Consider the following 10,781-nt stretch of genomic DNA (forward strand, 5'->3'; position numbering starts at 1 on the left):
GGCCCCTCAGGGCCGGCGCTCCTTTCGTCTCAGCGCAGCGTCACTTCGGACGAGATGATCTTCGGGGTGATGAAAATCAGCAGTTCGCGCTTTTCGTCGTTCTTGTGGGTGTTCTTGAACAGGTTGCCCAGCACCGGCATGTCACCGAGCAACGGCACCTTCTGCACCTCGGTACGCAGATCCTGCGTATAGATGCCGCCGATCACGATGGTGCCACCATTCTCGACCAGCACCTTGGTGGTGATCTGCTTGGTGTCGATCGCCGGGCCGGCCAGTGTGCTTTCGCCACGGCTGTCCTTGTTGACCTTCACGTCCATGATGACGTTGCCGTCCGGGGTGATCTGCGGCGTCACCTTCAGCGACAGCGTGGCCTTCTTGAATGAGATCGAGGTGGCGCCGTTCGGCGACGATTCCGCGTAGGGGATCTCGGTACCGTCCTCGATGATGGCTTCGGTCTGATCAGCAGTCACCAGGCGCGGGCTGGAGATGATCTTGGCCTGGTTGTCGGCTTCCAGCGCGTTGATTTCCAGGCCCAGCAGCCAGTTGGCGTTCGCCGCGATCAGCGCCAGGGTGCCCGGGTTGCCCGCGACCGGCAGGTTCACGTTGAACGGAAGGGTATCGCCCATGGTCGGCACACCGTTTTCCACCGTAGTACCGGCCAGCGTCGGCCACGAGGAGACGTTGGTGTTGCCGACATGACCGGTCGCCGCCCAGCTCAGACGGGCACCGAGGTCGCGGGAGAAGCCGTCGCGCGCTTCGACGATCCGGGCCTCGATCAACACTTGACGCACAGCGATGTCGGTCTTGGTGATGATGTCGCGCAATTGATCGAGCTTGGACGGCACATCCTGCACGATCAGGATGTTGGTACGCGGGTCGATGACCACGCTGCCGCGCTGCGACAGGATTCGCTGCTTGTCGTCGGTCAGGATCTTCTTGAAGTCCTCGGCCTTCTGGTACTTGAGCTGGAACATCTCGGTACGCGTCGGCTCCAGATCGGAGATCTGCTTCTTGGCCTCCAGTTCCTGCTTTTCCTTGGCGGCCAGTTCGTCACGCGGGGCGACCCACAGCACATTGCCGGAGCGACGCTGATCCAGGCCCTTGGCCTGCAGGATGATGTCCAGCGCCTGATCCCACGGCACGTCCTTCAGCCGCAGCGTGAGGTTGCCCGACACGGTGTCGCTGGTGATGATGTTCAGGCCGGTGAATTCCGCGATCACTTGCAGGACGGTACGGATCTCGACGTTCTGGAAGTTGAGCGAGAGCTTCTCGCCCTTGTAGTTGGGGCGCAGCGCCGAGATGGACTTGGAATCCTCGTCCGCCTTGCGCACTTCGATGATGAAGCGGTTCTCGGTCTGGTAGGCCGAGTATTCCCAGTTGCCGGCCGGCTCGATCACCATGCGCACGTTGTTGCCCTGGCGATAGGTGTCGACCTTCTGCACCGGGGTGCCGAAGTCGCCGACGTCCATGCGGCGTTGCAGGCGGTCGGGCAGTGCAGCCTTCAGGAAGTCCACCACCAGCGTCCGGCCCTGCTGACGGATGTCGATGCCGACGTTGGGGCTGGAGAGGTCGATCATGACCTTGCCTTCACCACTGACGCCGCGACGGAAGTCGATCTCACGCAGCCCTTCGTCCGCGGCGGCGGCCGACGGCGACGGTTGTGCGAAGTGGGTGGTCTCGGACTTGGCAGCCACCGCCGGCGAGGAGCCGTCGATGGTCACGAGGTAGGTATTGCCTTCGACCTTGGTGTCGTAGGCGGCCTGCTTGTTCAGGTTGAACACCAGACGGGTGCGACCGGTGCCTTCGGCGATGTTGATCAGACGCAGTGCTGCGCCATTGACCTGCACACTGCTCTTGCCCGCCTTGTTGCTGGCCCCCGGGAAATCGAAGGCGACGCGCGGCGGTGTACTGACCGAGAAGCTGGTCGGCTGAGGCACCGGGCCGTCGAAGGCGATCTTCACCACCTGCTTCTCATTGGAGATGGTGCTGACATCCACACTGGTGATGTCGCTGGCCTGAGCTGCCGAGCACAGCAACGCTACGAGGGCGCCGCAGGCCAGCCAGCCTTGTTGCAGGATGGACAACTTTTTCATTTCTTCTGCTCCGCTTCGTCCAGAGTGAGGGCTGTTTCGCGTTCCACCCAATCCCCGCTGCTATCTTCGACGATCTCCTTCAACTTGACCTCGGTCTCGTTGATGGAAACCACCATGCCGAAATTCTGCCCCATGTAGTTGCCGACCTTGACCCGGTACAGGTTGCGATCAGGCGCGCTGATCAGCGCCTGGATCTGCTTGCCCTGCTGGATGGTGCCGACCATGCGCAGCTTCTCCAGATCGAAGCCTTCCAGCACTTCCTTGGGACGATTGGTATTGGGCGCAATGCCACTGCCCCCGCCCTTCTTCGCCAGTTCCATCTTGGCGACGCTGAACGGGTCGGGCAAAGCGAAGGCGTCATAGATGGTCGGCTCGACCGTCTTGACCTCGGGCGCGGGATCGATCCGGCCACGCAACCCTTCGCTGTTCTCGCGCATCCATTCCTTGAGGTCGCCATGCTCCTCGCCGAAACAACCGGCCAGCAGCAGCGACACCCCCAACAACAGCAGCCAACGCGTCATGACGCATCCCCTCGAAGGCTGTTTCGGATTTCGTGTGCTCATCGCCGTTTCTTCTTCTTCGCTTCAGCTTCGGATTGCCGGATCGCCTGCACTTCGGCGTCGTCCAGGGAGCGATAGGTTTTCGCGGTCGCTTGCATCACCAATGTGCCGGGGTCCTTGCCGGCCCCCAACTGGATGTCGCTCAAGGTCACGATGCGCGACAGCTTGGCCACGTCGCTGACGAACGCCGCCAGGTCGTGGTAGCTGCCGGCGATACGGATGCTGATCGGCAGTTCCGCAAACTCGGCGGTCTTGGTTTCGGTGCCAGGCTTGAACAGCTCGAACAACAGACCACGACCGACGCCCGCCTGGTTGATCTCGGTCAGCAGCGTTTCCATTTCGGACTTGTTGGGTAGCTTCTTGAGCAGTGCGCCGAAGGATTGCTGGATTTCGAGCAACTGCTGGCGATAGGCGTCGAGGTTGACCGCCTTGCGCTTCTTGTCCAGGAATTCCTGCTTGAGCTGCTCCTCCCGCACCTTGCCATCGTTCAGCGCGGTGAGCTGGTCGTTCCAGACGTAGAAGTACCCCCCGGCGATCACTGCAACAAACAGGATGACCAACACCCCCAACTGCGCAGCTGCCGGCCAGTTGCCGATGTCCTTGGGGTCAAGCGCGCGCAATTCATCAAGCGTCATGGCTTACCCCTTCTTCTTTTTTGCGTTGGCGGGCGCGCTGGCCGCGTCATCACCTGACGCGCCACGGCTGACCTTGATGTCCAAGGTGAACTCGGACAAGCGCTGGTTTCCGACCTGAGCGGCCTTTACTTCGATCAGCAACGGCTGCTCGAAGATCTCCGAATCGTTCAGGTTACGCATCAAGGTCGAGACACGGGCGTTCGACTGCGCGTAGCCCTGCAAGGTCAGCTTGTCGCCGGTCTGCTTGATACCCTTGAGGTAAATGCCCTCAGGGGTCTGGCGGACCAGTTGATCCATGATCTTCACGGCCTCGGCGCGGTTCACCTGCAGCCGTTCGACCACCAGCTTGCGCGCCAGCAGGGCATCCTTCTCGGCCTTCAGCCGTTCGATCTCGGCGATCTCGGCGTCGAGCTTCTTGTTTTCCGCCTCCAGGAACTGGTTGCGGTCGTTCTGAGTGGTGATGCGGGCTTCCAGCACGAGGTAACCCGCGGTCAACACCCCGAGCGCAGCCAGCAAGGTCAGGCCAAGAACGATCAGATAACGACGCTGTCGCGCCGCCCGCTTCTGTTCGCGGTGCGGTAAGAGGTTAATCCTGATCATGAGGGGTCAAACCTCCGCATCGCGAGTCCGCAGGCTATCAACAAACTGGGGGCATCGAGCTGGATCTGCTTGCCACGCTGCTTGCCCGTGGCCATGCCATAGAACGGGTTGGCCCGCATGGCGCTGGCGACCTGGGTACGACTGGCGACGGCTTCATCCAGTCCATGGATGGCGCTGCAACCGCCAGCCAGCAGGATGTGGTCGACCGAGTTGTAGTTGCTCGACGTATAGAAGAATTGGAGGGACCGCGAAATTTCCAGGGCCAGCGTGTCGATGAAGGGCTGAAGCACCTCCGGCTCGTAGTTCTCGGGCAGGCCGCCACTCTTCTTGGCCTGCTCGGCTTCTTCGAACGACATGTTGAACTTGCGCTGGATTTCCTGGGTCAACTGGTTGCCGGCGTAAGCCTGATCGCGGCTGTAGATCGATTGACCGTCCTTGAAGATATTCATATGCATGGCCGTGGAACCGATGTCGACCACGGCGACGATCTGGTTTTCGCCACGGCCGGGCAGTTGCGGGCGCATCAACTCGAAAGCGGCTTGTGTGGCATACAACTCCACGTCGACCACCGATGCCTTCAGCCCGGCAGCCTCGACCACCGCCACACGCTCGTCGACCTTTTCCTTCTTGGCGGCGGCGATCAGCACTTCCTCTTCTTCCGGTACCGCCGGCGAGGGTCCGAGCACCTGGAAGTCGAGGTTCACTTCATCGAGGGAGAACGGAATATATTGGTTGGCTTCGGTCTCGACCTGCATTTCGAGATCGCGCTCGGGCAGGCCGGCGGGAACCAGGATTTTCTTGGTGATCACCGCTGCGGCAGGCAGCGCGATGGAAACATTCTTGACACGTGAGCCGAGCTGGCGCCAGGCGCGACGCATCGCTTCGCTGACGGCGTCGGGGTTGGAAACATTGCCGTCGGAAACCGCATCCTTGGGCAAGGGCTCGATGGCATAACGCTCAAGGCTGTAGTTGCGTCCCACCAGCCCAAGTTCGACCATCTTCACGGCCGACGAGCTGATATCCACGCCTATCAATGGCGGCGCCTTGGGCTTGAGAAAGTCGAGATTCAAAAGAAATTTCCTTTATAAATAGGAAACTAGATTATTTCACTGCGGCGCAGCCTCAAAAATGCTAGCAGCGCCGCGAGCCCCCTGTAAAGCAAGCTAGCGAAAGCATCAGTTTTTTGCAACAGGGCTGGATTCGCGTAAATTACGCCCAACGCAAACCAATATCCAATTGATCATGACTCGACGAATCGTTCTGATCACGGCAGGCATCCTCGCGGGTATCGCAATATTCGCCGCCGGTCTGCTGTTTTTCGCCGTTCTGCTGACCTACCCTCGACTTCCCTCCCTGGAAGCGTTAACCGACTACCGCCCAAAAATCCCGTTGCGCGTATACACCGCCGACAACGTGCTGATTGGAGAATTCGGCGAGGAACGACGCGCATTCGTCCCCATCGACAAAGTGCCAGCCGCCATGAAACAAGCATTGCTGGCTGCCGAAGACGAGCGCTTCTACAGTCATGGCGGCGTCGACTACATCGGCGTCCTTCGGGCCATGCTTGGCAACGTCCTTTCCGGGCATTCTCAATCTGGCGCGAGCACCATCACCATGCAGGTGGCGCGCAATTTTTATCTATCCAACGAAAAGACATTTACGCGGAAATTCAACGAGGCTTTGCTGTCCTTCAAGATTGAGCACAATCTTTCCAAAGACCAGATTCTCGAGCTGTACATCAACCAGATATATCTCGGGCAACGTGCCTATGGTTTTGCAACTGCCGCGCAAACGTATTACGGCAAACCGCTCGAGTCGCTTACCATTGCCGAAACCGCAATGCTTGCAGGCCTCCCCAAAGCCCCCTCAGCCTACAATCCGATCGCCAACCCCACCCGTGCCGGCCAGCGGCAGCGTTATGTGCTGCGCCGCATGCATGAACTTCGCTTTATTACCGACGAACAGTATCGCCAAGCCCTCGAGGAAAAACCTCAAACCAAGCGTGCCGCCAACGCCGCATTCCCGGTGCACGCGGAATACGTTGCCGAGATGGTCCGGCAGATGATGATCGAGCGCTACAAGGATGCCGCGTACACCCAAGGTTTCAAGGTCTACACGACACTCGACAGCCAACAGCAGACAGCCGCATATGACGCCTTGCGTAAAGGACTGATGGTTTACGACGCACGTCATGGATACCGCGGTCCAGAGGGCTTCCTCGATGTATCGCTCTTACAACCGGGAAAGGAAGAGCAACTGATTGATGCCCTGGAAGGCATCGAGGATGCTGGCGAATTTCGCTTGGCGGTGGTGCGCCAGGCCAGCGGCAAACAAGTCGTCGCACAGTTGAAGAGCGGCGAGGAAATCAAGGTCGAAGAAGATGGCCTGCGCTTCGCCCGCTTCGCCCTTTCGGATAAGGCGCCGCAAACCTCACGAATCCGGCCGGGGGCGTTGATCCGCGTACGCCTGGGCGAGAAAGGATGGCAGATCGCCCAGTTGCCGCAAGTCGAAGGCGCACTGGTCTCGATGGATCCTCAGAACGGGGCCATCAAGGCGCTGGTCGGTGGCTTCGACTTCAATCGCAACCATTTCAATCACGTGACGCAGGCCTGGCGCCAACCGGGCTCCAGCTTCAAGCCCTTCGTCTACTCCTCTGCCATTGAGCGGGGCGTGACGCCGGCCACCCTGATCAACGATGCACCGCTGGTTATCGATCCGCAGGAGATCGGCGGACAGCGTTGGGAACCGAAGAACTACGACGGTCGTTACGCGGGCATGATGACGGTGCGCGATGCGCTGACCCGTTCTAAGAACCTGGTGTCCATTCGCATCCTCCAGGCTGTCGGGCCGCAGTACACCCAGCAGTTCATCACCCGCTTCGGCTTTCCCCCCAAGAATCACCCGGCCTATCTGACCATGGCGCTGGGCGCGGGCAGCGTGACGCCCATGCAGATGGCGGAGGGCTATTCGGTATTCGCCAACACCGGCTACCGCGTTCCCTCTTATTTCATCGATCGCATCGAGAGCGACCGCGGACAACTGCTGGCGAAAATGCAGCCCGAGGTTGCTGGGCAAAACGCCAAGCGCACACTATCCGCACGCAATGCTTTCGTGATGACCAGCATGATGCAGGATGTCGTCCGCTTCGGTACCGCCGCCAAAGCCCGTGTACTGGGACGGCAGGACTTGGCGGGCAAGACAGGCACGACCAACGATGCGCACGATGCTTGGTTCGCTGGCTTCTCGCCGCACCTGGTTGCGGTCGTGTGGGTCGGCTTCGATCAACCGCGTTCGTTGGGTGGGACCGAGACCGGTGGTGCGGCTGCGCTGCCGATGTGGATCGATTACATGGGTGCCGCATTGAAGAACGCACCCGAATCCACCCTGCAAGTGCCAGAGGGTATTGTGACGCAGACGATCCAGACCGAGCGTGGTCAGCGCAACGAGTATTTCTACGCCGAGTTCCAGGAGACCAATCCCGAACTCGGTCTGGGTAGCGGCAATGCCGCAACGCAGCCGCTGGAGGAAATCAAGGAGCAACTGTTCTAAACCGGGCTCACAATTTGCGAGTAGTCTAGAGGTAGCTGTCGCAGCGCCAGCGGAGTCCGCCTGCATGCGACAGGAAGTGGTCGGGCCTCAAGCCGGCCACTTCCCGTTTCGGTCAAGTCAACAACTGGCAGCTCCACAAGGGGACACCCATGGGCAAAGCGCACTTCACCGAACGCAACGCAGCGGGCCTACGCCTGGAAATCGCACACCGCGCCGCCCGCCTCATCGCCCAGGACCATATCCACGATTTCGCGCTGGCCAAGAAGAAGGCGGCCCGGCAGCTCGGACACCTGGACAGCAGGAATCTGCCATCGAATCAGGAGGTCGAAGAAGCGCTGCAGGACTACCGGGCGATCTACGATCCCAGCCACGGCGATCTCCTGCAGCAACTGCGCAGCAAGGCGATCAGCGTGATGCGCCTATTGGACCGCTTCCAGCCTTATCTCACCGGGTCGGTGTTGTCCGGCGTGGCGGGAGAGCATTCCGACATCAATCTCCTGTTGTTCCTTGATGATCCCAAGAGCGTCGAGCTGTTCCTGCTGAACCAGCGCATCGACTATCAGCATATCGATCCGCCCAGCACCGCCCGCTTCGCCGATCACCCAACCCTGGGCTTCTGGTTCGACGGGACCGCCGTCAAATTGCACGTCCGACCGCGGAACGCGGAACGCCAGGGGCCCAAGCACGAGCGGGCCAAGCTGGATCAGGTCGAACAGTTACTCGAACAACCGGCCGCCATGCCTGTGGGCTGATACGGCAGTGACTCGTCATGCAGCATCCTAGCCTCACCCCCATTCATCTCAGCAACCCGCAACCGTATCTCGTCACCGACCAGATCCATATCGAGCACTTGCTGAACCGTTTGCTGCGGCATGGGGAAATCCTCTGTCTGTACCCCATCGGTCGGCGCGAACCCTTCGCCATCTGCGCGCTACTCGACTTCGACGAACACGAACTGACACTGGATATGCCTGCCGACCGCGCCGTCGCCGAGCTGTTGTTCAAGCAGGGTGCCAGTTGCGTGGCGCAGGTCCGGGGGGTGAAACATCAATTCGATTGCATGCCGCTGAGGCACAGCCAGTTTCAGCAAGCTCCAGCCATCGGCGGCCCGCGCCCGTCCCAGATGATCTCGATGCAGCGTCGGCAACACTTCCGCCTGACTCTGCCACTCACGCCTTCAGTGATCTGCGAGTTTTCCGTATCCGAGGATACGCGGCTCAATGCACTGATCGCGGACCTGAGCGCCGGCGGACTGGGCCTGTCCTCTCATGTGCCGTTACCGGTACTCGTGGGGCAGACCTTATTCGATTGCCGCTTCCAATTGCCGGGCTTCGGGGTCATCGAAACCGATCTGCAGGTCGAAGATGCCCAGGAGACCGAACAGCGCTCAGGCGCTCATCTCATTCACTACGGGTGCCAGTTCGTTGGGTTGTCACGCCCGGATCAACAAAAGGTGCAGCGCTACCTCGCGCAACTGGAGCGCCGGCGGTTGGAACGCGAGGACTAGCTCATGACGCCATTGTATTTCTCGTCCACATTACGGCGCATCGAACAGGAAAACAGCGGCGCAATCCCTTCGTTGATGCAACGCGCGGGCCATGCTGCTGCGCAATGGATACAAAGCAATTTCGAACGTCAGCCCATTGCCGTGGTGGTCGGTCCAGGCAACAACGGCGGGGACGCTTTGGTCTGTGCGCGATATTTGATCGATGCAGGCTGGCAGGTTTGTGTCCATGCGTTCCCCAGCCGACGCCTGAGCGAGGAAAACCGGGTCGCACGACAAGCGATACTGGATACGGATGGAACGCTCCTCGAGCACCCCCCCACCACGGTGGATGGACTGATCGTCGACGGGCTGTTCGGAATCGGCCAACCCAGCGTGGGCAGTACGGAAGCCTCGGACTGGATTACCGCCATCAACCGGCATCAAGGTCCGATCATCGCACTGGACCTGCCCAGCGGACTGAATGGTGATTCGGGCGTGGCCAATGCCGCCGCTGTCCACGCCACTCATACACTCAGCTTCCTTGGCGACAAACCAGGTCTGCATACCGCGCAGGGGCTGGATCATGCGGGGAGCGTGTCCACATTCGATCTGGGGCTGCCACTAATTGAAGTCTATTCGGCGGACGCTTGGCTGATCGATGAGTTGCCCGATTCATTGCAGTCGCGCCCACATGATTCCCATAAAGGCACTTATGGCTCGGTTGGTGTCCTGGGTGGGGCGCAAGGGATGACCGGCGCGGCACTTCTGGCGGGCCGCGCCGCGCTATACAGCGGCGCGGGGAAAGTCTATGTGGGCCTGCTTGATCCAACCTTATCTGTCGACCCCATGCAGCCGGAACTGATGCTGCATTCACCCGACCGCTTCCCCGCGCTATCACTGGACGTTCTAGCGATTGGTCCTGGCTTGGGAACCAGCGAGCAAGGCAGCAATGCCTTGGCCTGGGCGCTCGAGTTGGAAATACCTCTGGTCATCGATGCCGATGGGCTCAACCTGATCGCAGCGGATACGGCACTCAAACAGGCCCTGGCCGCACGGCAGATGCCCACTGTGTTGACGCCCCATCCTGCGGAAGCCGCACGACTCCTGGGAATAACCACCAGCGATGTGCAAAGCGATCGGCTTGGCACTGCCATGCAGCTAGCAAACCAGTTTCAATGCGCTGTATTGCTCAAGGGCGCCGGAACCATCTGCGCAGCCCCAGGTTCCGTGCCCTCGCTCAACGGCAGCGGCAACGGTGCGTTGGCCAGCGGCGGTCAGGGGGATGTCTTGACGGGTGTGATCGCAGCCTTGGTCGCTCAAGGTACACCCGAGCTGGTTGCCGCTCAATTAGCCGCCTATGCACATGGCGCTGCGGCCGATGCTTGGCGACGTCAGCATATTCAAGGATCGGGTCTGACGGCCTCGGAAACAATCCCGCTATTGCGAGAACAGCTGAACCGCATATCACGGCGGAAATAGGAACCGCGTTACGTCGCATCGCGCACTTCAAACCACAGGACATTCTGGGGTGAGTCCTGAAGTGAGGAAGGGATATGGCGAGAGGGCTGAAGAGGCGCGAGGAAGGCAGACAACGGCCCTGCCCCGCCGCTGATCTGTTCCGACCCCCCTAAAGTAAAACCCCCGAGCCTTTTGGGTCTCGGGGGTTTCGCATAAGAGCCTGGCGATGACCTACTTTCACACGGGAATCCGCACTATCATCGGCGCTAAGTCGTTTCACGGTCCTGTTCGGGATGGGAAGGCGTGGGGCCAACTCGCTATGGTCGCCAGACGTAACTCTGGAGTCACGACTGTACTTCGTCACAACTCGCAATTCGATAGAAGAAGCAATACTACTCAG

General features: G+C 60.2%; 9 protein-coding genes and 1 rRNA gene. 4 read left to right on the plus strand and 6 right to left on the minus strand.

Annotated elements, in window-relative coordinates:
* Positions 1-29 precede the first annotated feature (29 nt).
* Genes C556_RS0103600 through C556_RS0103620 form a run of 5 tightly spaced genes read right to left on the minus strand, consistent with a single transcriptional unit; the run spans position 30 to position 4,958 of the window.
* A complete protein-coding gene (locus tag C556_RS0103600) occupies positions 30-2,093 on the minus strand; it encodes a type IV pilus secretin PilQ (protein ID WP_018746864.1) in 2,064 nt (687 codons plus the stop codon).
* Positions 2,090-2,614 (minus strand): pilus assembly protein PilP, encoded by a 525-nt coding sequence (locus C556_RS0103605; RefSeq protein ID WP_018746865.1) that lies wholly within the window; start codon positions 2,612-2,614, stop codon positions 2,090-2,092. Before C556_RS0103605 ends, C556_RS0103600 begins: the two co-directional genes overlap by 4 nt.
* 38 nt (positions 2,615-2,652) lie before the next feature.
* Positions 2,653-3,288, minus strand: a complete 636-nt coding sequence (locus C556_RS0103610; RefSeq protein WP_018746866.1) for a type IV pilus inner membrane component PilO — start codon at positions 3,286-3,288, stop codon at positions 2,653-2,655.
* 3 nt (positions 3,289-3,291) lie between these two features.
* On the minus strand, positions 3,292-3,888 hold the full coding sequence (locus tag C556_RS0103615; protein ID WP_026262778.1) for a PilN domain-containing protein: 597 nt from the start codon (positions 3,886-3,888) through the stop codon (positions 3,292-3,294).
* On the minus strand, positions 3,885-4,958 hold the full coding sequence (locus tag C556_RS0103620; protein WP_018746868.1) for a pilus assembly protein PilM: 1,074 nt from the start codon (positions 4,956-4,958) through the stop codon (positions 3,885-3,887). Before C556_RS0103620 ends, C556_RS0103615 begins: the two co-directional genes overlap by 4 nt.
* 172 nt (positions 4,959-5,130) lie before the next feature.
* On the opposite strand from C556_RS0103620, the gene C556_RS0103625 reads away from it, so the two are divergent.
* The 4 genes from C556_RS0103625 (at position 5,131) to C556_RS22090 (ending at position 10,402) form a co-directional block, all read left to right on the plus strand.
* Positions 5,131-7,437, plus strand: coding sequence for a penicillin-binding protein 1A (locus tag C556_RS0103625; protein WP_026262779.1), 2,307 nt, complete (start codon positions 5,131-5,133; stop codon positions 7,435-7,437).
* 149 nt (positions 7,438-7,586) lie between these two features.
* A complete protein-coding gene (locus C556_RS0103630) occupies positions 7,587-8,189 on the plus strand; it encodes a nucleotidyltransferase family protein (RefSeq protein WP_018746870.1) in 603 nt (200 codons plus the stop codon).
* Positions 8,190-8,206: 17 nt separating this feature from the next.
* Positions 8,207-8,944 carry a flagellar brake protein gene (locus C556_RS0103635; RefSeq protein ID WP_018746871.1) on the plus strand — a complete coding sequence of 246 codons (738 nt, stop codon included), beginning with the start codon at positions 8,207-8,209 and terminating at the stop codon, positions 8,942-8,944.
* A 3-nt stretch (positions 8,945-8,947) separates the two neighbouring features.
* Positions 8,948-10,402, plus strand: a complete 1,455-nt coding sequence (locus C556_RS22090) for a bifunctional ADP-dependent NAD(P)H-hydrate dehydratase/NAD(P)H-hydrate epimerase (protein WP_026262780.1) — start codon at positions 8,948-8,950, stop codon at positions 10,400-10,402.
* A gap of 197 nt (positions 10,403-10,599) precedes the next feature.
* On the opposite strand, the gene rrf is transcribed toward C556_RS22090, so the two are convergent.
* Positions 10,600-10,712: ribosomal RNA gene (gene rrf, locus C556_RS0103645) — 5S ribosomal RNA — on the minus strand.
* Positions 10,713-10,781: the final 69 nt, after the last annotated feature.

The organism is Chitiniphilus shinanonensis DSM 23277 (genome assembly GCF_000374805.1).
Classification (GTDB): domain Bacteria; phylum Pseudomonadota; class Gammaproteobacteria; order Burkholderiales; family Chitinibacteraceae; genus Chitiniphilus; species Chitiniphilus shinanonensis.